Raw genomic sequence first — 22,462 nt, 5'->3', positions numbered from 1 at the left:
AGAATATGAGATTATAGTGTATTTTTTACGTGTTACAAGGTGCTAGATAGATTTTGAGTTGATTTCCGTGCCTGGCTGGTGCCGGTTCAGGATGTGATCCAGGAGCAGATGGGCGGCTTCGGTTTTTGAGACCAGGGGCAGGGGGGTATCGCCGTCCCGGGTGATCAGGATCAGGCGGTTGGTATCGCCGGCAAAGCCGGCTCCGGCTTCCCGCAGGCTGTTGGCTGCGATCATGTCGATGTTCTTGCGCAAGAGCTTGGCCCGGGAGTTCTCCAGGACGTTGGTCGTTTCCATGGAGAAGCCGCACAGGAACTGATTCGGTGTCCGGTGTGCTCCCAGATAGGCCAGGATATCCTGGGTGCGTTCCAGCGGGATGGAGAGTTCGCCTTCGCCCTTCTTCATCTTGTCATGGGCAATGCGGGCGGGGCGGTAATCTGCCACTGCGGCGGCCTTGATGATGATGTCCTGAGAGGTGCTGCATCGGGTCACTTCCCGGAACATTTCCTCTGCAGTGACCACATCAATGACTTCGACCCGGTAGGGTCGAGGAAGATTGGTTGGACCGGAGACCAGGGTGACCTGGGCGCCGCGCGCGGCAGCGGCCTGAGCGATGGCATAGCCCATCTTGCCGGTGGAATGGTTGGTCAGGTAGCGGACGGGGTCCAGGGATTCCTGGGTGGGGCCGGCTGTCACCAGGACTTTTTTACCGACCATGTCCTTTTCGTGAGACAGCTCGTGCAGAATTACTTCCAGCAAAAAGTTTGGCTCCGGCATTTTTCCGGGACCTTCCACTCCGCAGGCCAGGCGTCCGGAGCAGGGCTCAATCATCTGCCAGCCGTACTGTCTGAGTTTTTCCAGATTGTCCTGGGTGGCCTGATTGAGGTACATTCTGGTATTCATGGCCGGCACAATGATTTTCGGGCAGTCGCAGGCCAGTACCGTAGTGGTCAGCATGTCATCCGCCAGCCCGTGGGCCAGCTTGGCAATGACATTGGCCGTGGCGGGAGCGATAAAGACCAGGTCTGCTTCATCCGCCAGAGAGATATGGCCGATCTTGTAGTCAATGTTGCGGTCAAAGGTATGTACCAGTGTCTTCCGGCTGGTTAACGCCTCAAAGGTCAGGGGAGTAATAAACTGGGTGGCGTTTTCCGTCATGACGACCTGGACATTGCAATGCTGCTTGACCAGGGCTGAAACCAGGTTCGGGATTTTGTATGCTGCGATTCCGCCGGTGATGCCCAGCAGGACTGTTTTTCCATTTAGCATTTCTTGCGCCTCAATTCTTGGTTTTTTTCATTCTCAGTATAGTAAACCGCTCAGTTATTGTAAACTTTTTAGTTCCGATTGCATTCACGATTCAGCGAACTTATAATTTTATTGTTTCGCATGGTTCGCTTTACCCAAGGGGAGGCAGAAGATATGCATTGGAAACAAAATAAATTTTCATTGCGCCATATTCTTTGAAATGGCAGCAGGAGGTAAAAATGAATACCACAAGAAGCTTGTCCCACGGAAGAAACGGGTCGATCCACGACATGGTGCTCCTCGCATCATTCACTGCAATCATCTTTCTTCTGGCCTTTTCGCCGTTGGGCTACATCCACCTGCCTTTGATCAAGGCAACCATTGTCCATGTACCGGTCATCATGGGTTCTCTGCTGCTCGGTCCCAAGAAAGGAGCCATTCTTGGATTCTTTTTCGGTCTGACCAGTCTGATCATGAACACGATGAGCCCGAGTCTGCTGTCGTTCGCCTTTTCTCCGTTGATTCCGCTCCCGGGAAAGAACCAGGGCAGTATCCTGGCCCTGGCTGTGTGTTTTATCCCCCGAATCCTGGTGGGGATCGTTCCCTGGATGTCAGCGGCTTTCTTCAAGCGGTTCTTTCACGGCAAACTCAATCAACCCCTTCAGCTGACGATCAGCGGAATCCTGGGCTCCATGACCAACACGGTATTCGTGCTTGGCTTCATCGATCGGATGTTCCGCAATGAGTATGCCGCCGTAAAGGGCTTGTCGGCCAGTCAGGTGCTGTATGCCATCCTGGGCGTTGTAACCACCAACGGCCTGATCGAAGCCCTGATCGCGGGCGTTCTGACCGCTGCCGTCTGCCTGCCGCTGCTCCGATACACCAGACTCTTCCCGATTACGACGGAAGCATAAGAAGCGAGGATTCACCATGTTTTTAGCCATCGACATCGGCAATACGAATATCGTTCTGGGGATCTACCGCGAACAGGAGCTTTGCCTGACCGCGCGCATTGCCAGTGATCTTCTCAAAACGGATGATGAGTATGTCCTGATCATCCATAATTTGATGCATTTTCATCAGATTCCGCTGGCGGAGCTGGAGGGGGGCATCATGTCCTCCGTGGTGCCGCACCTGAAGACGGTGATCAGCAGCGCCATCCGCAAACTGATCGGCAAGGAACTGATCATTGTAGGCTCCGGCATCAAAACCGGACTTAACATCCTGATCAAGGATCCTTCCAAGCTTGGCAGCGATCTGGTAGTGGACGCCGTAGCGGCCATCGCCAAATATCCCAAGCCCATTGTGATTTTCGACCTGGGGACAGCGACCACCGCTTCCGTCATAGACAAGCAGGGCAACTACCGCGGCGGAATGATCATTCCCGGACTGCGCGTTTCGGTGGATGCCCTCTCCGCCAACGCGGCACAGCTTCCCGCGATTAATATTCAGTCCCCGGACAGGCTGATTGCCACGGATACCGTCAGCTGCATTCAGTCCGGTCTGATTCATGGCAATGCCGCCATGATTGACGGTCTGATTGAACGGATTGAATCGGAGCTGGGCGAGCCCGTTACACCGATCATCACCGGCGGACTGGCCGGCATGGTGCTTCCCTATTGCCGTAAGCACCTGATCCATGATGAAAACATGCTCATGGACGGACTGAGGATTCTCTACCATAAGAACAAGTAGCTAGATATTCTCCCCGCAATCAAAAAACTACCGCCGTACAGCAAACAGCCCTCAGCGCAGCGAACAGCCTCTCGTGCAGCAGACGACCAGCCAGCCGGGCTGCGCGGACCGCTCAAGCGGAGGGGCTCCAGGCATCTGTTTTTACCAATAACCAAAGGACGATGAAACCTCCAAGAGGAATGTTTCATCGTCCTTTGACTTCGTGCCGGAGACCGGAAGGCCATAGGAAGGACACACTGGATAGATTGGGTGGTCTTCCAGGGGCTAAGGATCCGATATATCGATGTTCTGAAAAATATTTTCCTTACCCTCTTGATAAATCGAGAAAATACGATATATTAAGAAAGGAGAGGCTATATCGGGAAAGTTTGATATATACGACCGATCCATAGTCCAAAGGATCCGGGATCCGGAATAAACCATAACAGTGATTAACAACGAAATGAAATGAAAAGAGGATGATGTACAGTGTTTGGATTCAGCAACAGTTTTTCAATCGATCAGGAAGAATTTCAGAAGAAGGCCGCACAGGGAGCGCATATTATTGATGTCCGCTCACCCCAGGAATACAATGAAGGGCATATCAAGAACTCGGTGAATATCCCCATGAACATGCTGGGAGTGCACCTCAATGAGTTAAAAAAATACGCAGAGAAGAAGGAAGTAGTTCTGCTGTACTGCCTGACCGGTTCCAGAAGCGCATTCGCTTATCGTTTTCTGAACAAGAACGGCTTGACTGAGCAGATGTACGATCTCAAAGGCGGCATCGCCCGCTGGAATGGCTCTCTGGGATAAAGCCGATTTTTGGATGTTTCATCATCCAGGCACAGGCTGCAGCCGGAATTCCATTCAGACATTTCCAACAGAAGCAGATTTACCTTACAGTTTCATATCTGAGCCGCAAAGGATGGGTCTCCCGAGATGGAGACCCATCTTTTACTGTGCCCTTAGACATTTTGATTCCTCTGAGAGGGTTGGGTTATCCATTGATCCACACGAAGATCGGATACAGGAGAAACCGTTTGCAAAAAGTCGGTGTTTCCCGTAATCTGTGAATAATGAGAAAAACGGCCTGGGAGGGAATGAAATGAGCAAATCATTATTGATTCGGAATATCCGTCATCTGGTGACCTGTGATGATCAGGATCGCGTGCTGGAGCATGTCAATGTACTGATCCGGGACGGGGTTATTGCAGCCATTGGAGCGGTCGGGGAGCCGGCTGATGAGGTCATTGACGGATCCATGCTGGCCGTATACCCCGGACTGATCAATACCCATCATCACCTCTACCAGATCCTGACAAGAAATCTCCCGGAGGTGCAGAATCTGGAGCTGTTCGACTGGCTTCGGGCTTTGTATCAGATTTGGAAGAACCTGACCCCTGAATCCGTTTATGACAGTTCTCTGGCAGGGATGGCGGAGCTGGTAAAATACGGATGCACCACCGTGTTTGATCATCATTACGTTTTCCCCAATGCTCACCCGGATCTTCTGCCGGCCCAGTTTGCGGCAGCAAAGCGCCTGGGCGTGCGAATGACCGTGTCCCGCGGCAGCATGGACCTGAGTGAGAAAGACGGCGGCCTGCCGCCGGACTCTGTCGTACAGTCCCTCGAGACGATCCTCAGAGATTCCGAAGAGGCAGTTCGCACCTGGCATGATCCAGCCTGCTACTCCATGCGCCAGGTCGTTCTGGCACCCTGTTCACCGTTCAGTGTCAGTGCGGATCTGATGAGAGAATCAGCGCTCCTGGCCAGAAAACTGGGCGTACGCCTCCATACCCATCTGGCAGAAACTAAAGATGAAGAAACCTATCTGCTGAAAAAACTCGGAATCCGGCCTTTGGCTTACATGCAGGAACTGGGCTGGATCGGACCCGATGTCTGGTTTGCCCACGGCATCCACTTCAATGATGAGGAGTTGAAGCTTTTAGCAGACACCGGCACAGGAGTGGCCCATTGCCCAGCTTCAAATATGAAACTATCCTCCGGTGTAGCACGAATCCCAGAAATGCTGAAACTGGGAATTCCCGTCGGCCTGGCGGTGGATGGCAGTGCCAGCAACGACGGCTCCAGTTTGATGGAAGAGATGAGAATCGCCTACCTCCTTCACCGATTGACCTCAGGCGATCAGGCGCCCTCAGGCTATGATATCCTGAAAATCGCCACCCGGGGCAGCGCACGCCTTCTGGGCCGGTCGGAACTCGGCCAGATCAGCGTAGGATCTGCCGCTGATCTCTTTGCCGTCCGGGAAGACCGCCTGGAGCTTGCCGGCGCAACCTTCGATGTGACCTCGATGCTTGCCACAGTCGGACTGAAAGGCCCGGTTGACTATACAATCGTTGCTGGAAATATTCTGGTCAAGGGAGGTTCGTTGGTGGAAGTGAATGATCGGGAATTGTCTCAAAAGGTGCATCAGCACTCTCTGAGTCTTCGAAGTAAGATTTAACGATTCACTCATATCCGGTTGGTGGGGAATGTTACAACCTTCCTGATACGCTGATTGGAGAACCGATCTGGCTTGCCAGGCCAACAATGTCAGTTTGCTATGTTATACTGAGGGAGAATTAAAGCGTTCGGAGTAACTCATGGAAAAGAAACTAATTAACCAACTTGAATTTGGAATCCGCACCTCTTTTATTAACCGAGAGATTACATCAGATCCCTTTCTACGCCCCCAATTGATTTCTAACGATTATAAACAGGGGAAAAAGATGTTAACGGCACTAACGGAAGAACTCAGCAAGTGCGATGAGTTCTATATTAGTGTGGCTTTTATTTCCATGGGTGGCATTACCCCGCTTCTGCTGGTTTTGAAAGAATTGGAACAGCGAGGGGTCAAAGGGAAAATATTGACCACTGATTACCTTACTTTTAGTGATCCCAAAGCCTTAGAAAAACTCAATGCTTTCAAGAACCTCGAGATTAAGATGTACTTATCAAATAATGATAAAGAAGGATTCCATACCAAAGGTTATATTTTCAAAAATCAAGAGCAAAACGCACTTCGAATCATTATTGGATCATCCAATATCACATTGAATGCTCTCACCATTAATAAAGAGTGGAACACCAAAATTGTATCTAACAATCATGGAGAGTATGCAGTAACCATCCTGGATGAGTTTCACAAGTTATGGAACTCGAGTCAAGCAAAGCCCTTCGATGAGTTTTTCGATGATTATGAAAAGAAGTATTGGATGGTTCAAGACCAAAAGGCCTTAGTCCGCACCTCCAAGCTTCCTCGTTTGGATAATTACAAACTTGAACCAAACACGATGCAGGTTCAATTTACCCAGTCTATTCAGAAATTAGTTCAGGAGAACGAGCGGAAGGCTTTACTTATTTCAGCAACAGGAACAGGTAAGACATTTGCTTCAGCTTTTGCCATTCGGGACTTAAATCCTAAACGGATGTTGTTTCTGGTTCATCGAGAGCAAATAGCTCGTCAAGCTCGCGAGAGCTATCAAAGGGTATTCGGCGATCACATTGGGATGGGGCTGATATCTGGTTCTAGTAAAGATACTCAATCACCCTTTATTTTTTCAACCATGCAGATGATGGCCAAAAGAGAAATCCATTCTATGTTCCATCCGAATGAGTTTGATGTCATCGTGATTGACGAGGTTCATCGTGCAGGATCTACCAGCTATCAAACAATTATGGACTATTTTAAACCTCGTTTTTACCTTGGGATGACAGCGAGCCCTGAACGCATGGACGGCTTCGATATTTATCAGATGTTCGACCATAACATTGCACATGAGATCCGCCTTCAGGAAGCTCTCGAGGAGGACTTGCTTTGTCCATTCCACTACTTTGGAATTACTGAATTTCAAGAGGCGGAAGCACAGATCAACTATGAGTTTAGAGATTTTTTGGATCTTGATCAAGACAAGCGTGTTCAATACATCATTGATAAACTTGAATATTTTGGCTTTAGCGGGGATCGAGTTAAAGGATTAATATTTTGCAGTACCAAGGAAGATGCGACAGCTCTTTCTGATCAATTAAATAAAAAGGGATATCAAACGTTGGCGTTGACTGGAAATGATTCTCAAGAAGATCGATTGGATGCAATTGAAAGATTGACAGGAGATGCAGGTGAAAACCATCTAGATTACATTATTACAGTTGACATCTTTAATGAAGGGGTGGATATCCCGGAAATTAATCAAGTCGTGATGCTTCGTCCAACTCAATCACCGATTATTTTCGTGCAACAGTTAGGCCGCGGACTTCGAAAATATCAAGACAAAGAATATGTTGTTATTATTGATTTCATCGGAAACTATAATAATAACTATCTAATCCCAATGGCGCTCTTCGGAGATCGAAGCTATAACAAGGATAATGTTCGCCGCTTCATCCGGGAAGGGAACAAAGTCATTCCGGGTAGCTCCAGTATCCATTTTGATGAGATAACCAAGAAGAGAATATATGAAACCATAGACTCTGCTAACTTTAGTGAGAGTAAAATTATTAAACAGGCCTACCAACAGCTTAAATTCAAGCTTGGCAGAATCCCAACCCTAATGGATTTTGAAGAGCACGGATCAATTGATGTATTAAGAATATTCGAGAATAAAACTTATCGATCCTATTATGGCTTTCTGATCAAATGCGAAACAGAGTATCATGAGCGACTTGATTCGGTGCAGATCAATATGCTTGAATTCATTTCTCAAAAACTGGCCTCAGGAAAGCGTATCCATGAGCTGATTGTTCTGAAGAGTATCCTCGAGGGAATTTCGGATCCAATGCATTTTTTGGAAGATCAACTGGTCAGTAAATATTCTCTTCCATATACGAATAACACGGAGCGAAATGTAATGAATTACCTTTCGGGTGAGTTTTTCGCTGGAACAGGGAAGGATACGTTCAAGCAGAGTATTTTTCTTCAGAAAAATTCAATAACTGGCCGGATTGAAATATCCGATCAGATGGAAACAGCGTTAAAGTCCGATGAGTTCAGAAGGTTGGCTCAAGAGTTGATTGATTATGGGTTCTTCCGAAATCAAATGGAGTACTCGAATTACTATAAAAATACCCCGCTTAATTTATATGCAAAGTACACATATGAGGATGTTTGTCGCATTCTGGAATGGGAGAAGGCCGAAGTTGCACAGAATATTGGTGGGTATAAATTTGATAGAGAAACAAAGACCTTCCCAGTATTTATTAACTACTTAAAAGAAAATGATATCGCTGATTCGATAAATTATGAGGACCGCTTCCTAAGCACAGATTCACTTATTGCCCTTTCTAAATCCAGAAGGACCATCGATTCCAACGATGTTAAGACTCTATTAACAGCCGATCAATTGGGCGTTCGGGTTGAACTCTTTGTTCGAAAAAACAAGGATGATAAGGCTTCGAAAGAGTTTTATTATCTTGGACGAATTCACGCCACGGGTCAAACTGAGAGTATCATTATGCCAAATACAAATCAAAATGCCGTAGAGATTTATTACCAGCTGGGAACTCCCGTCCGTGAGGATCTCTACGAGTACATTGTGAATTAGAGGAAATATGAAGCAAATAGAAGTTGTTGCAGCAATCATTGAGTCTGATGGATCCTTTTTAGCTACGCAGAGAGGATACGGCGATTTTAAGGGTTTTTGGGAATTCCCTGGTGGAAAGATCGAAATTGATGAAAATCGACATGACGCTTTGATACGTGAAATTCTAGAAGAGCTAAATGTAAAGATCCGCCCTGTTCATTTCTTAGGAACGGTGCAGCATGATTACCCAACATTTCGACTTTCAATGCATTGCTACATTAGTGAAATTGAACAGGGAAACATCTCATTGAATGAACATCTTCAAGCTCGGTGGCTTGAAGAAACGGAATTGGACGATGTCGATTGGCTGCCAGCAGACATCATAGTCGTTGAAAAACTGAAAAGTTTTTTGCGGAAAAGAAATTAAGAACGATTGAAAACCGGGGTAGTTAAGTCTATGGAAAGACTTAACTACCCCAGTTGCATTGCTTGCAGACTTGAATTAGCCTATTGAAATGAACTGAGAGTGGTTCGTCTGCTTATTTCAGATAAGCAGCGGCGTTTTCTCCTGCGATTTTACCGTAAACAATATTAACAGCTGCGGGATTGGCACCCCAGGTGCCGTCATTGGCACATTCTCCGGCAGCAAAGAGACCAGGAATTGGAGTTCCGTCTGGTTTTAATACTTCAGTGGAGGTGTTGATCTGGATTCCTCCGAAGGTACCCTGAACTCTGGCTGTCATGGGGCAGGCATAGAAGGGAGGTTCATCAAAGGTCATGTTCAGCATCGGACGATTGAATTCTTCATCTTTTCCATTGGCGACATAACCTTTGTATTTTTCGATCGTATCTTTCAGGTTCTGCTCATTGACCCCAATCTTGGCTGCTAATTCCTCGATGGTATCAGCAGAAGTGAACAATCCCAGTTCATTGTATTTGCGAACATCTGAAATCGCGCTGACAATGGACTGATCAAAGATGGCCCAACCTTTGCCGCCTTGTTCAACAACTTTAAGTCCAACGCCATAGGCTCCCTGGTCGCTTACAAATCGCTTGCCTTCGTTATTCACGAAGATGGCTCCGGTATTAAAGAGGGATCCCATATAGTAGAAGTAGCCTTTGTCCGCGGTGGTGTAAGTGAAGTTCACACGGATGTAATCCATATTGTCTAAAGCGGCCCCAATTTTTTCAGCCATGATGTGTCCGTCGCCGGTTGCACCGACTGAAGCGGAGCTCGAATAGCCTTTCAATGCGGGATAATGCTTTGAAACTAAATCATTATTTGCGGCGAATCCACCGGTGGCAAGAATCACAGCCCTTGCTTCAATGGTGTAATCTCCACTTTTTGCAGAAACCTTTACTCCGGAGATCCGGCCATCCTGCATGACCAGTTCAGTGGCTTTGCTTCCGGTTCGGATATCAACATCAAGTTTTTCGCACTCATGCTTTAAAGCGGAAATGATAGCAACCCCTAATTCTCCGGTTTCACGGGATGTTGCCACACTGGTTTGACCAGCAGCTACCGTCATGGGCGCACCGATGCTGCGCAGCCAGTCTGCGGCTGCCCCATTGTTCTCGGCCAAAATCTTGAAGGCTTCAGCAGTACACCCTTGGGATTTCCGGTAGTCAACGTTTCTGCCAGGGCACCGGCAGTGATATCGCTTCCTAATCCGGTGTGAGTTTTGTCACCGACTGCTCCGAATCCTTCAATCGAATAGTTCCAAGTTCCCCCAACAATATCCAGTTTTTCCAGAAGGATGACACGTTTTCCGGCTTTTGCTGCATGAATCGCGGCAGTCATACCAGCACCGCCGGCACCAACTACGACCACATCAGTTTATGCATTCTGAGGAGCTGGTGGTGCGGGAATCTTTCCGGTGAATTTTGCGGGATCACCGCCAGCTTGGGAGATGGCGTCTTTGACTGCATTCAACAGAGCGAGGCTGGAGATGGTAGCACCGCTGATGAGATCAACATCAAGCGACTGAGTTTTCAGGATTTGATCCGGATAAACAGAGATTGGTATGGAACCGGTATTCCAGGTTTCTTGAGAACTGACAACATCAATCGAATCGAGACTGTTCTCACTTACCTGTACTTTCACGACAATTGCACCGTTTCTACCATTGCCCAGTCCGAGGTAAGTACCCGGCGACATACCGGCATGTTTGGTGGTAGGCGAGGTTGTCGGTTTGGTTTCCGGAGGAAGCGTCACGGGAGTCACTGTCGTTTGAGCCGAGGTGCTGGAGACAGATGTGGTATTCGTTGCCGGAGAGTTGCATGCAGATAGAATGAGCATTGACAAGAGAACTACCAGCCAAAGGGATACAAACTTTCGGGGTCTCATGTTACATCCTCCTCATCAAGATAGACTGAGATATGTCATGGAATCTGAAAATTGTATTGGTAATCAACGAATATTTGTTTTCGTGTTAATCATACAACGAATTCAAAGCTCTTTGTATGGTTTTTGGGGGGAATGGAAATTTAAGTCATTTGAATCTTAAGGACAAATGTAGAGTTCGGCTTTTTCCTGAATATAATCCGGAGAATTGTCATCGTTTCTCAACTGCAGTTCATGCTGGAAGAGATGTATCAAGAACTGATGAGGGTTGATAAAAACAAAAAAACGTTGCAAGTATCTTGAGGTTAAGATAATCTATTATTATAGACTTACAAAAACAGAAATAACGTTTTTATGGAGGTAATTAAATGAAGATATTGAGAATAAAAGTAGATGGGCTTCCTTTATATAAAGCTCCGTTTGATGTATCGTTTTATGCTGTTCAGAGAGTACAGACCAATCACTTAAACTCAGTATTCAACCTATTTGGAAACATTTATGTGAATACTGCGGAAGCGTTCATTGGAATTAATGCATCTGGAAAAACAACTGCTTTAAAGGTTGTTTCTTTCACAAGGTTGCTGTTGGATGCGGCCCCGTTGAATGCAGAGTTTATTCCGCAGATTCTGGGTGAGAACACGAAGACCGTATTTGATGTTGATTTTTTTGCTACAGAGAGACTTTATCACCTCAACAGCGAGATTATTAGAACAAAAAAACCGGATGGGACCCCTGCTGTTCAGATTCTTTCGGAGAAATTATGGGTCAAATCTGTTACTAGTAAAGTTAATAAGACAAACTTACTGAGTTTTGATGAGATTCGACCTGTACGAATTCGTGATAATTCTGATGAGTACCTTCCGGACGATGTCAGTATCATGATCGCCGTTAATAAACAGATTCAGAATAAGAGGATGTTTGTGGATCTGGCCGCGTTTACAAACTTTAACCTGTTCCTTCCAGAAGGAGGATCCGTTCCTACAGAGATTATCTCCCTGCTTGATCCAACGATCGAGTATATCACTGTGGAGAACGTCAATACCAAGGTTGTAACAAGATTAAAGTTTTACGGACAAAAAGAGCTGGTTCTCTACAATCCGACAGAACTTAACGTGTACTTATCATCCGGTACTGTGAAGGGTGTCAGAGTATTTTCGGACGCGGCAAGAGTATTAAAGAATGGCGGTTATTTGATCGTTGACGAAGTTGAGAACCATTTCAATCGTGAGCTGGTTGCATCCTTACTCAGGCTGTTCATGAATAAAAGAACCAATCCAAAAGGAGCAGTTATCATATTCTCGACGCATTACGCTGAGTTACTGGATGAGATGGAAAGAAACGATGCCATTTTTGTGACGAGAAGTGACCAAGGGTTGACCGTTGATAATCTCAACTCTCTACTGAAACGAAATGATATGAAGAAGAGTGAGGTATATCAAAGTGATTTTCTGGGGGGAACGGCACCGAAATACAAGGCGTTGGCTGCGCTGCAGAAAAGCATTATTAAGGACTTGGAGGAGTAAATGACAGTAAATATTCCAAGTTCAAGTCTGATAGCATGCATCTGTGAAGGTGGTGCAGAAACTGCAATCATGGACATCCTCCTTAATCAGGATCTGCTGGTATTCAGTCGTGATCAAATGATTGAGGAAAGTGTTTTGCCAAGGACCTCAGTCAAAGAATTTGAGAGACGCCATTTACGATTGGCCTACGATCAAAAAATACTCATTCTTCGAGTGATTGATTCCAGAGGTGAGAAATTTAATCTTAGTAGGGCATACCGTTCTAAAGTTAAGGTGATCGATGTAATAACCGCTCCGGAAATTGAGATGCTGATTATTGTCAGTAAGAAGAAATATGATGAATATTGTCGATCGAAAATTAAGAAACCGAGTGATTACTGCAAAAATGTATTGAAGATCAAAAATGTAAAATCCCCAACTTACATTTCAAAATACTTTGCAGATCCCTTTTTTCTCTTGGAGAGTATTAAAGAATATCAACGTGTTCATAAACAAAAAAACAACGAAGCATCGCTTTATGACTTAATTAAAACCAAATAATCCTCCGTTAAAAAAATGAAATTTGTATAAAAATTAACCATCTATAGCGATTAAATGTTTATTATGCACAAAAACAGGTAGCATTTAAAAATGAATTGATCAGATAGCTAGAATAATAGTCCAATTTAACCGTAGAATACATGGACTTAATCCAGTAATCGCAACGGCTTATCTTAATAATGGTTCATAACTTAGAAAAAACAACAATAGCGCGACGGAAAGAGCTGTCATGCAGCTCTTTCCGTCGCGCTATTGCTCTAGGAATTTTCTTGAGTTCTAATTCTATAGTTTTCGTCCTATACTCCGGTTTCCTTGGCGACATTCGGCTTGTACTTCAGTGGAATCGGAGCTAAAGCCATACATACCAGGATACAGGAAAGGATTTTATCGATAAAGTTGCTGGCGATGGTCGCCAGGAAGGTGGAGGCGAAGATCTTCTGACCGGAGGCGCGCAGGGCGGAGATCAGCAGATCTGCTCCGGATCCGGTTAATCCGCCAAAGAGGAAAATACGAATGGGGGTGCCAATCAGCGGTGCCACCACAGACAGGATCAGTCCGGTTGCTACGGCGGTTACCATGGAGAAGCCGCGTTTGGCCATAAGACCGGAAACTATGCCGACGGCAATATTGACCAGAGCAAACGGAATGGCAGTGGGACTTGCGGTTACGCCCATCAGTAAATTCGTGGCCAAGCCGACCAGTGCGCCAAAGAACGGTCCGAATGCAACACCCATGAATATCGTACCCAGGGTATCCAGGTAGAGCATAGGGATTTTAAACAGAGCAACCAGATCACCGAGGACTACGTTGATGGCAACTGCCAGTCCGGCAAACACAATGATCATGACGGGGGATGTCTTCTTCATAGTAAAAACTCCTATTCCTTATTGATGAATTCGAGAAAACGTTGATGCAGGTTTTGGTCTTCTGTTGGGTCAATCCCATAATCAGGCGAGATTTCGAACAGATCCAGTTCGATACCGCGTTCCTTCAGCATGTTGAGTAAGACCTGCATGAAAACACCGGTCTGACCGCTGAGGGAACAGCTGGGACTTTCCTGAATGCCAATCAGGCCAAGTATTTGATAATTCCTTTGGAGATATTGTTCTACCTGCCACAGAATCGGCTCCAACAGTCGAGCTGATAAGCTGCGGTATTCCGCCGTATTGTATTCTTCATATTCCATACCCGGTCGGTCCAGATTGTGTTGGAAGAATTCCGGACAAGGGAGCTGAAGGATGCCAATGCCGTGATCAATCAGAAGGTGAGCCAGGGGAAAGGGACCTGCTGCCCGTTCCAGTCCATTGACCACAGTATTCTGATTCAGGATGCAATGAGATACAAGAACAATTTTTTTGCTTTTTTGAATTAACATGATCGCCTCCTTGATGATTTAAGCTACGCACTCAGTTTACACAATCGACTTTAAGTTTTCAAATAAAAAAGAACAAATTAGTACATATATAAAATAATAGGGAATAATATTTAAGGTGATAATTTAATGAATGATAATTTTTGATTTGATATCGAATAAAAAAGTATACGACTTCGGATTACCTTTTAAAAAGGATGAGAGGTTAAAAACGTTATTTTGAATCAACTTTTTTGTAAATAAGAAGAGCAAGTGCGGGTAACTTGGTATCATTCAAAAGAAGGAAAAGCAAATGAGGAATTCTATAAACAGGAATCCTTTATAGGTGGATATTAACTAACGATATGACATTAATAATAAACAATAATCACGAAAGTTAACTAATATTATGTTAAAACGGGAATATTCGGAAAATACAGAAAATAAAATCATTTCGAATTTAGGTTGTTTTGATCGTATCAGCATGATAATCTATTGATGAAATTGCTGTTGATCCCAAACGGAAATCTGGAGGGAACTATTAGAAATGGATGCCTCGCTAGGATCCCTTATTCGTGTGGATCAGCACAGGGTACCGCCAAGAACGGCGAGCAAAGGCATCGTGATGACAGCAACCTTCATCAATGTTATAAATCTACTGAAGATTGAGAGCGGTCAAAAAAAGCTCTCATGACTTTGCCTAGCCAAGGATAAGGAGCAAACCATGCTGATTGATATGCATCTCCATGAAATAACCCATTCCAGCGACAGTTTTATTAATCTGGAAGAAATCGTCACATCTGCCCGACTGAGAGGACTGGATGCCGTATGCATTACAGACCATGACAGCATGGGCCTGAAAGAATATGCGGAAGCCTTTTCGCGAAAAGTTGATTTTCCGATCTTCGTCGGCGTTGAGTACTACTCGCTGAGCGGTGATATCACCGCCTGGGGCATCGACAGCTTCCCGCAGGAACGGACCAGCGCCCAGTCATTCATCGATCATGTGCGCAAATCCGACGGATTCTGTGTTTCCTGTCACCCCTTCCGGAATAATAACCGGGGGTTGGAAGATCATCTGAGGAAAGTTCGCCATTTGAACGGAGTGGAGGTTTTAAACGGAAGCACTTCCCTGGAAGCCAACCGCAAAGCGCTGCGCTACTGCCGGGAACTTGGATTAAAGGCCATCGGCGCCAGCGATGCCCATACCCTGGGACAGATCGGAAAGTTCGCCACCTGGCTGCCGGAAAAGGTCAACAACCTGAAGGATTTCGTTGCCCAGCTTCATCTGCATGAAACCAAGCCCGCCATATGGAATGGCCTGACCTATGATGTGGTGGACGCGTTCTAGTCCTCTACGAATGGGTAATCCAGTATAGAAAGAAAGCAGCCGCTTCAAGCCCGGGCTTGAAGCGGCTGCTTTCTTTCTATTAATTGTTTTACATACACGTTTCCGTTCCCATTTGCATGACCATTTCCATTCCCAGTCCTGTTTCGCTTCACATCCGCGATTGGATGAAGGGGAGGCGATGGGATCGAATCAGCGTGCTCAACCTGCAAATGTCTAATACATCGTATTGACTGACTTCTCGAAGATCTCTCCGTTGGTATTGGTAATGTGGAAGGAGTCATAAGTGTCTTCCAGCTGAAGAATCAGCATGGGATAGGTAAAAGCCTGGGTTACAATATCCCCGGGTTTCGGCGATTTTTCAGCAACAATCACTGAAAGGGCAGAACCTTGCGCTGAAATCTGGCTCAGACTGATGGAGTAGCCTCCGGTGGAACGCTCACCCATGAAGATGACCAGGATTTTTTCATTTTGGAAATAGAAATAACCGCGGCCTTTCTTTAAGGCTTCTACAGTACTTTTCAGAGATTCCGGGATCATTGGCAGGATCTGATGTTTCACGGTCTGACCTCCATTCGTGACAGGTACAGTGACAGGTGTTGTAACAGGCAGTGTAGTTGCAGGGGGCATGGTGGCAGGAATTGTTGTCTGGACCGCCGTGGTCGAAGGAGTCGTCACGGGGGGAGTGGTAGTTCCGGGCTGCGGCTGAGCGCATCCGGACAGCACAGTCGCTGTAAGAGATACCAGCAGAGCGCTGGACAGCATTCGGATTTTCAAGGGGATACCTCCTTCCCGGTTCAAATGAACCTTGCTTGGTTTCTTTCACTATACAATATCTGACCGGTTGTTTCATTACAAATCAGTGAAGCGGGAACATATGGCTTGGCAGCCACGTTGAAGGCTCTGGCAGTCAGTTTTTTTGAAAAAGGCGGATCTTTACAAAGCTCGCCAGTCCGTGAGATAGGCAACAATGGGACAATAATTCAGATTAACTTTGGGGGATCACAATAATCGGGCAAGTTGCGATTTATGATCCGGATCGGTAGATCAAATCAAGCTGAAAATCCAAGCCTGAAAATCCAACGCTGAAAATCCAAAACTTTTGGGGACGGATTACATCCTGTATAATAGGGGCAAACAGACCTGGGGAGGATTGGATCGAATGAAACAAATGACTTGGCAGAAGTGGGCGAAAATTGGGACCGCCTTCCTCATCTATGGAATCCTGGTCTTTGCCTTCACCGAACTGGCGGAGCAGGTAATGGATCATTCCACACAGTCTCTGGATGTTGCGATTCTTCGATGGATTAATACGCTGTCCGATCCCGGCCTTGACGGTTTTTTTGTCTTCATAACAGACCTGTCCGGACCGGTGGTGGTACCGATTCTGGCTCTGCTGCTGGCCGCCTGGTTTATCTGGAAGAATGAAGCCTACAATGCGATCTACCTGTTTCTGATCCTGGGTGGAACTTTCCTGGTCAATACCGCACTGAAGCTCTATTATCAGCGGGTTCGGCCGAACCTCTGGAGTCTGCTGGTGGAGGAGTCCTCCTATTCCTTTCCCTCGGGTCACGCTATGATCAGCATGGCACTGGCGCTGAGCCTGATTGTCCTTTTGTTTTACTCCCGGCTGCGCTGGCCGGCCATCCTCATAGGAACAGGCTATGTTCTGCTGATCGGCTTTTCCCGGCTGTATCTAGGGGTTCACTATCCTTCGGACATTGTCGGAGGCTGGCTGGCCAGTATTGTCTGGAGTGCTGTGGTTACAGGAATCATGATGCGCAACAACAAGTTCCGGGATGACACGATGAGTTGAATTCACAAAATGTTAATGATAATGACTATCAATTATGGTGAAAATGCCTTATAATAAAAGTACGGAAAATAAAAGTTCCCCCAACTGATATTTTCATATTTCCCCCTTTTACACGATTAGTACATTTCCCTTAAAGAGCAGTTTCCCCGACTGCTCTACTTTTTTTAGTTTTTTGCGGTTGATATTAATCTCCCGGGTTTTTACCACCGGGCTTTAGAGCCTTTATGCCATTCAACCTTTCAACCTTCCACCCTTCCACCCTTCCATTTAGCCTTCCAACCTTTCTGCTTTTCAGCTTTTCAGCCTTCCGGCCTGCCAGCATTCGAGCGTTGGTAACCTCTATTCTGCCTACCTTTTTATCTTCCTGATTTCGAGGCTTCGTCTTTCTCGGTTGCTTTGTTTTTAGCTTGTCTCCTGAATTTCTGAATATAAGAATCAGGGGGATTTGCGTTCATGCTGCGGATTGACTGTCTGAAATTTTTCGATAAAGGAAAGCTGCTGCCGAAGGTTGACGGCAGCAGCTTTCCTGCAGGGACATTATGCGGTTTCGGTTCAGGGATCATCCCTGTGGGAAAAATCGCGTGTAGAGCCAGAAGATGGCAACGATCAGACCAAAAGCCAGGGCAATGGCCACGATGATGGAGAGCAGCATGGCGATTAATGTGAGAAAGTATCGAAGCGGCTTGTTGGGAATGGATGCCAGCCGCCGATAGGCTGCCATGGTCCAGCGTTCGCCCAGAAGATCGGGGATGAGTTCCATGATCAGGTCCAGCAGAAAATCCATCGTTAATCTACCCTGGGGGACCCGAGGTCTGGTGTTTTGAGGTTCTGTAATTCCTCCCGGAGCAGGCCCAGCAGCAATGCGTCATGATAGCGGCCTTCGTAGAATACCTCATCCCGCAGAACAGCTTCTTGGGTGAAGCCGGCTCGTTGGAGAATGGCCAGATCCGGATCCTGAAAGGCTGGAATCTGAACAATGCATTTATTCAGGTTCATCTCCTGAAACAGGCGGCGCAGCAGCTCCCGGAGTGATTCTTCCAAGGGGCTGGGCAATTTGGGTTCAGTAATCGGGTCTGCTGATGAGTCGCCGGTTCTGGTTTGAATTTCCTCGGGATGGGGGGCGAAAAGCCACCTGAGCTGGCCTCGGCGGTCCTTGAAGGTCAGAGTGATGTCAAAGAAGCCCAAAAGCTGACCCGCCTGATTTTCTGCCATGTATTGAAAATGAGGAGAGGTCGGGTTGGAAAACCGCTGATGGATCTGCTCCTCCGCAAGCGGAGCGGGAAACTCGCCCAGAGAGATCCGGGCGCTTCCCTGATTCAGCAGAAGGCAAAGCCAGGACAGATCGTCCCTGCGGTATGCTCGTAATTTGATGTATGACTGATTCATTTAGCTGCCTCCGAATTCCCGGTCCAGGATGCTGTAAACCAGCTGATCCTCATATTTCCCCTGACGGTAAACCTGCTGTCTCAGCCGGCCTTCCAGCCGGAACCCGCATTTCTCATAGAGTCTCTGCCCGCCGGGATTGCTTGCATAGACCGTGAGAGTCACCTTATGCAGGTTGAGTTCGTGAAACGCAAACCGAAGCAGCGTCCGGAGCGCATCCGTTCCATAGCCCTTGCCCCGGGAAGCCGGGCGCAGGATGATGGAGAAGAGGGAGTGGTGACTGGGGCGGTCAATGGCCCGGAGCTGGATTGTGCCCACGCATTCATCCGTCATGATTTCAGCAATGGCGAAAGTAATCAGGTCTTCCCGGGTGGAATGAGCCAGCCAGAGCGCCTGAAAAGCTTCTGTTTTCGGGATGGGGGCTGAATCGGTAAAGCTGGAATAGGTCTCGAAGTCGTTGACATATTCCATGATATAAGGCAAGTCTTCGGGACGGAGTGCGCGAAGCTTGATGTTTTTTCCATAATACAAAGGATTCACCTCCTGGTTCGATTATAGGACAGGTGTTAACAATTGGCAAAATATCGGCTCATTGCCTTATTTTAAGGTCATCTTTATCCGAATTAGGGTAAAATAGCAGTAAAGACGGTTATATCAGAACGGAAAGAAGGAGTGTCCTATGGCAAATGAAGATATGAAGGATGTTGTAAGGAATCAGGAGTTTGCTGACCCCAAGACCGGAAAGCGAAAAGTGGTTCTTGGTGAAGAGGACTACTCAGACCCTGTAACGCCCCGAACCTCTCAACATAAACCCGAATCCATGATTGATCTGGAGACCGATCCGGGATATTCCGGCAAATCAGCTGATACGGAAAGTGGCGGATTTTTCCGCAAATTTCTAAATCGCGAACCGGATCCGGAGGATCAGGTGGAAGGATCCCGCTTGAACCAGTCGCCGGTATTTGACGAAAGAAAAGACGCTATCACGGCGGATGAGTCGACCCGGGAAGTGCCTATGCGCCTGCTGGGCGAGGACGAGGAGCAGGAAACCAAGGCGTCCCGTCTGGTGCGCGAGAAAGATATGGCAGCCATAGCAGAAGAAATCACTGAGTCTGGCACGGTGATGCTGACAGATCGCGAACGGCGGATGCGCCGCAACAAAAACCGCCTGATTGGCGGACTGATCTTTGCGCTGATCGCCGCACTGCTTATCCTGTTTGCTCCCTCTCTTCAGGCAGCTCTGTTCAAAACGCAGGACAACTCCCTGATTTTCAGTCCCGCCAGCGGACTGTTTGGGCCACGGGCCGGAATCATTGAGATATTGCTCGGACTGGCCGGACTGGGTCTGGTATTCTCCACCCTGTTCACCAAGCGGAAGGAAGAAACTCTCTCCAGAAAGCAGTCGAATGCGGTCAAGCCGGCCAATCCGATCCGGACCGCGGGACTCATCCTGCTGCTCTTGATCCCCATCGGCTTTGCTTCCCAGTTCAATTTCACGGAGTTCCGGAATGACGACATCCGCCATTCCAGCCTGTTCAATCAGAATAAGATTTCGACCTACAGCCAGGTGAAAGAACAGAAAATCTTCAGTGAAGGAGAGGACATCTTCTATACCATCTCCACCGAAAACGGCCCCAATGCCACCATCAACATTACAACCCAGCCTCTGGAGTCCGTAAAGCTGCTCGACACCAAACTCCCCGCCACCCGCAATGTGGTCGTGGATTCCAGCGTCATTCAGAAAATGGTGGAAAAGCAGATCTACACCGAAGAGGAAGCCATTCGCCTGTTCATTACAAAAAAATAGAATCTATTGAACTCGCCCTTCCCGGATGGGAGGAACCAATTCCCACCAGTATAATCTGACAATGTACCATCTGATCCAATGAAAGCAGCCGGACGACTATCAAGGTCATCCGGCTGCTTCCTATTAGTTACACTTGCTTTAAGCAATTATTTTAAACTCTTACTTAAACTCTTACTTAAACTCTTACTTAAACTCTTACTTAAACTCTTACTTAAACTCTTACTTAAACTCTTACTTAAACTCTTACTTAAACTCTTACTTAAACTCTTACTTAAACTCTTACTTAAACTCTTACTTAAACTCTTACTTAGACTCTTACTTTAAACTCTTACCTAAACGGTTCTTAATCGAAAGATTCTTAATTCAAGGGTTCTTATTTTATTTGATCTGGTTCGTCAATAGAGATGTCTCTTTACGAAAACTGCGATCCCGAGGAAAACGGAGAAATGTCCGGGACAAACAGATATCGTAAAATGTCACACAGATAACTGTCCATAGAAATCTGGCTTATTGAGCTTATATCATTTCATGAGTTCGCTTTTTTAATGAGAGGATGAATTTCGTGTTCCGGCAAAAGACAATTTTAGCTGAGAATGGCTTGAATGAAAGTTCCGGTTCGGATGCCGGAGAAAAAGTATAGGTTTCACCGTCCGTTGTGGTCAAATTATACTTTCTGTGCCCGACGAATCGGCCTCTGCTGTTTAGATTGTGGTGCCGGTCCAGTTGAATGGTAACGACGGTTACGTCCCGCTCTGAAATTGCCCGGTTTCGAATATCAGCAAGCACGTTATGGTGAAAGAGAAACATGGGCAGGTACAGTAAGGGACATAGAATTGCAATGACTGGCATGACCAGATTCCAGTTAGTCCATGGATTGGTGAATGATATGAGGAATGCGGCTAGAATAAGTCCGATCAGAAGAACGCATGATTTGTAGGTATCCGCAAAATAGCGGAAAACTGTTCTCCTGTACTTGTCTGTTTGCTCCATTCGATTCATTTCGTTCTCCTGATTCGCACGTTTGAGATCATGATCCAAGGGTTTCCATGTCCATGGGAGGATCAGACATCGGCGGGTCCTGGGCGGTCAGCAGAGCGATGGAGAGCTCGAGGAGCTTTTCGTCACCGGAGGTGTTGATCAGGTGAATTTCACCCGGTTCCTGGCGATCGCTGAGCAGGCCGCGCTGGGCCAGCACATTCTGAAGGTGGCGGGAAATCCCGTCGGCTCCATCAAAGATCAGAGGGGTCGGGCCGACAACCTGGCGCAGGGGGGCCAGGATAAAGGGATAATGGGTGCATCCCAGGACGATGGCTTTAATTTCCGGTGCATCCAGTGCTTTAAACTTGTCACTTAGATAATCAAGAGTTTCCTGGCTGCGGGCCTTGCCCTCCTCGATGAGTTCCACCAGTCCCGGACAGCTGAGCTTGACCACATGGCGGTCCCGGGCAACCCGGTCCATCAACTGGGCGAATTTTTGTTCTTTCAGTGTGGTTTCGGTTGCCATCACGACGATGCTGCCGCCCTCGGTATTCTCCACGGCCGGCTTCAGTGCGGGTTCGATGCCGAAAATCGGCAGCTCCGGGTGTTTTTCCCGGACCAGATGGACGGCGGCGCTGGTAGCGGTATTGCAGGCAAAGACGATGGCTTTGACATTCCTGCTAAGCAAATAATCGACAGCATCAAAGGTCAGCTGCTGGATTTCAGCCAGCGGTCTTGAGCCGTAAGGGGCATTCAGGGAATCCCCGTAATAAATAAAATTCTCATGGGGCAGCAGGCGGACCGCTTGTTTCAGGACACTGATGCCACCTACTCCGGAATCAAAAAAACCAATGGGTCGATTCGGATCAGTCATAAGGTAAAAACCCCCTTTGTTCCTTCCATAACTATAACAAAAAATATCAAGGGAGAA

22 protein-coding genes are annotated in these 22,462 nt (G+C 47.0%); 11 read left to right on the top strand and 11 right to left on the bottom strand.

All coding sequences use genetic code 11. From position 1 onward, the window contains the following. Positions 1-42: 42 nt before the first annotated feature. Positions 43-1,266: a bifunctional phosphopantothenoylcysteine decarboxylase/phosphopantothenate--cysteine ligase CoaBC gene (coaBC, locus tag NQU17_11615; protein ID UUM11292.1), complete on the bottom strand. Its 1,224-nt coding sequence runs from the start codon at positions 1,264-1,266 to the stop codon at positions 43-45. Between the two features lie 218 nt (positions 1,267-1,484). Here coaBC and NQU17_11610 point away from each other — a divergent pair, with 218 nt between their 5' ends. The 6 genes from NQU17_11610 (at position 1,485) to NQU17_11585 (ending at position 8,868) form a co-directional block, all read left to right on the top strand. Then, the gene (locus tag NQU17_11610; GenBank protein UUM11291.1) at positions 1,485-2,159 is read left to right on the top strand and encodes an ECF transporter S component; all 675 of its coding nucleotides are present in this window, start codon (positions 1,485-1,487) and stop codon (positions 2,157-2,159) included. A 16-nt stretch (positions 2,160-2,175) separates the two neighbouring features. Next, positions 2,176-2,940 carry a type III pantothenate kinase gene (locus tag NQU17_11605; GenBank protein ID UUM11290.1) on the top strand — a complete coding sequence of 255 codons (765 nt, stop codon included), beginning with the start codon at positions 2,176-2,178 and terminating at the stop codon, positions 2,938-2,940. A 468-nt stretch (positions 2,941-3,408) separates the two neighbouring features. After that, on the top strand, positions 3,409-3,735 hold the full coding sequence (locus NQU17_11600) for a rhodanese-like domain-containing protein (GenBank protein UUM11289.1): 327 nt from the start codon (positions 3,409-3,411) through the stop codon (positions 3,733-3,735). A gap of 292 nt (positions 3,736-4,027) precedes the next feature. Beyond that, a complete protein-coding gene (locus NQU17_11595; GenBank protein UUM11288.1) occupies positions 4,028-5,386 on the top strand; it encodes an 8-oxoguanine deaminase in 1,359 nt (452 codons plus the stop codon). Between the two features lie 139 nt (positions 5,387-5,525). Then, complete coding sequence (locus NQU17_11590; GenBank protein UUM11287.1) at positions 5,526-8,462, top strand: DEAD/DEAH box helicase; 2,937 nt, start codon at positions 5,526-5,528, stop codon at positions 8,460-8,462. Between the two features lie 7 nt (positions 8,463-8,469). After that, positions 8,470-8,868: a (deoxy)nucleoside triphosphate pyrophosphohydrolase gene (locus NQU17_11585; protein ID UUM11286.1), complete on the top strand. Its 399-nt coding sequence runs from the start codon at positions 8,470-8,472 to the stop codon at positions 8,866-8,868. 112 nt (positions 8,869-8,980) lie between these two features. Here the strand turns inward: NQU17_11585 and NQU17_11580 are convergent, their stop codons facing one another. The 3 genes from NQU17_11580 to NQU17_11570 are packed head-to-tail and all read right to left on the bottom strand — an operon-like array spanning position 8,981 to position 10,788. Further along, a complete protein-coding gene (locus NQU17_11580) occupies positions 8,981-10,024 on the bottom strand; it encodes an FAD-binding protein (protein UUM11285.1) in 1,044 nt (347 codons plus the stop codon). After that, positions 9,967-10,242 (bottom strand): hypothetical protein, encoded by a 276-nt coding sequence (locus NQU17_11575; GenBank protein ID UUM11284.1) that lies wholly within the window; start codon positions 10,240-10,242, stop codon positions 9,967-9,969. The genes NQU17_11580 and NQU17_11575 overlap by 58 nt, the downstream gene beginning before the upstream one ends. 36 nt (positions 10,243-10,278) lie before the next feature. Continuing rightward, on the bottom strand, positions 10,279-10,788 hold the full coding sequence (locus NQU17_11570; GenBank protein ID UUM11283.1) for an FMN-binding protein: 510 nt from the start codon (positions 10,786-10,788) through the stop codon (positions 10,279-10,281). Between the two features lie 365 nt (positions 10,789-11,153). Between NQU17_11570 and NQU17_11565 the strand changes: the two genes are divergently transcribed. Both NQU17_11565 and NQU17_11560 read left to right on the top strand, forming a co-directional pair. Next, positions 11,154-12,308 carry an ATP-binding protein gene (locus tag NQU17_11565; GenBank protein ID UUM11282.1) on the top strand — a complete coding sequence of 385 codons (1,155 nt, stop codon included), beginning with the start codon at positions 11,154-11,156 and terminating at the stop codon, positions 12,306-12,308. Continuing rightward, positions 12,309-12,848: a hypothetical protein gene (locus tag NQU17_11560; protein ID UUM11281.1), complete on the top strand. Its 540-nt coding sequence runs from the start codon at positions 12,309-12,311 to the stop codon at positions 12,846-12,848. 296 nt (positions 12,849-13,144) lie between these two features. On the opposite strand, the gene NQU17_11555 is transcribed toward NQU17_11560, so the two are convergent. Both NQU17_11555 and NQU17_11550 read right to left on the bottom strand, forming a co-directional pair. After that, positions 13,145-13,714 carry an ECF transporter S component gene (locus NQU17_11555; GenBank protein ID UUM11280.1) on the bottom strand — a complete coding sequence of 190 codons (570 nt, stop codon included), beginning with the start codon at positions 13,712-13,714 and terminating at the stop codon, positions 13,145-13,147. A gap of 11 nt (positions 13,715-13,725) precedes the next feature. Then, the gene (locus tag NQU17_11550; protein ID UUM11279.1) at positions 13,726-14,223 is read right to left on the bottom strand and encodes a hypothetical protein; all 498 of its coding nucleotides are present in this window, start codon (positions 14,221-14,223) and stop codon (positions 13,726-13,728) included. Between the two features lie 700 nt (positions 14,224-14,923). On the opposite strand from NQU17_11550, the gene NQU17_11545 reads away from it, so the two are divergent. Then, positions 14,924-15,550, top strand: coding sequence for a PHP domain-containing protein (locus NQU17_11545; protein ID UUM11278.1), 627 nt, complete (start codon positions 14,924-14,926; stop codon positions 15,548-15,550). A 213-nt stretch (positions 15,551-15,763) separates the two neighbouring features. Here the strand turns inward: NQU17_11545 and NQU17_11540 are convergent, their stop codons facing one another. Next, positions 15,764-16,324, bottom strand: a complete 561-nt coding sequence (locus tag NQU17_11540) for a protease complex subunit PrcB family protein (protein ID UUM11277.1) — start codon at positions 16,322-16,324, stop codon at positions 15,764-15,766. A gap of 385 nt (positions 16,325-16,709) precedes the next feature. Here NQU17_11540 and NQU17_11535 point away from each other — a divergent pair, with 385 nt between their 5' ends. Next, positions 16,710-17,363, top strand: a complete 654-nt coding sequence (locus NQU17_11535) for a phosphatase PAP2 family protein (protein UUM11276.1) — start codon at positions 16,710-16,712, stop codon at positions 17,361-17,363. Between the two features lie 559 nt (positions 17,364-17,922). Here the strand turns inward: NQU17_11535 and NQU17_11530 are convergent. From NQU17_11530 to NQU17_11520, 3 genes are read right to left on the bottom strand one after another with little or no spacing between them, the layout of a single operon-like run. Next, positions 17,923-18,147, bottom strand: a complete 225-nt coding sequence (locus tag NQU17_11530; GenBank protein ID UUM11275.1) for a hypothetical protein — start codon at positions 18,145-18,147, stop codon at positions 17,923-17,925. 2 nt (positions 18,148-18,149) lie between these two features. Then, positions 18,150-18,749: a GNAT family N-acetyltransferase gene (locus tag NQU17_11525; protein ID UUM11274.1), complete on the bottom strand. Its 600-nt coding sequence runs from the start codon at positions 18,747-18,749 to the stop codon at positions 18,150-18,152. After that, positions 18,750-19,277, bottom strand: a complete 528-nt coding sequence (locus tag NQU17_11520; protein ID UUM11273.1) for a GNAT family N-acetyltransferase — start codon at positions 19,275-19,277, stop codon at positions 18,750-18,752. A 148-nt stretch (positions 19,278-19,425) separates the two neighbouring features. Here NQU17_11520 and NQU17_11515 point away from each other — a divergent pair, with 148 nt between their 5' ends. Beyond that, positions 19,426-20,553 carry a hypothetical protein gene (locus NQU17_11515; GenBank protein ID UUM11272.1) on the top strand — a complete coding sequence of 376 codons (1,128 nt, stop codon included), beginning with the start codon at positions 19,426-19,428 and terminating at the stop codon, positions 20,551-20,553. 1,027 nt (positions 20,554-21,580) lie between these two features. Here the strand turns inward: NQU17_11515 and murI are convergent. Beyond that, positions 21,581-22,405: a glutamate racemase gene (gene murI / locus NQU17_11510; GenBank protein ID UUM11271.1), complete on the bottom strand. Its 825-nt coding sequence runs from the start codon at positions 22,403-22,405 to the stop codon at positions 21,581-21,583. Positions 22,406-22,462: the final 57 nt, after the last annotated feature.

This window comes from Clostridiaceae bacterium HFYG-1003 (genome assembly GCA_024579835.1).
Taxonomy (GTDB): domain Bacteria; phylum Bacillota; class Clostridia; order Clostridiales; family Clostridiaceae; genus JG1575.
Note: the sequence above shows the minus strand (reverse complement) of the source record. Positions and strands in the feature narration are given on the sequence as shown.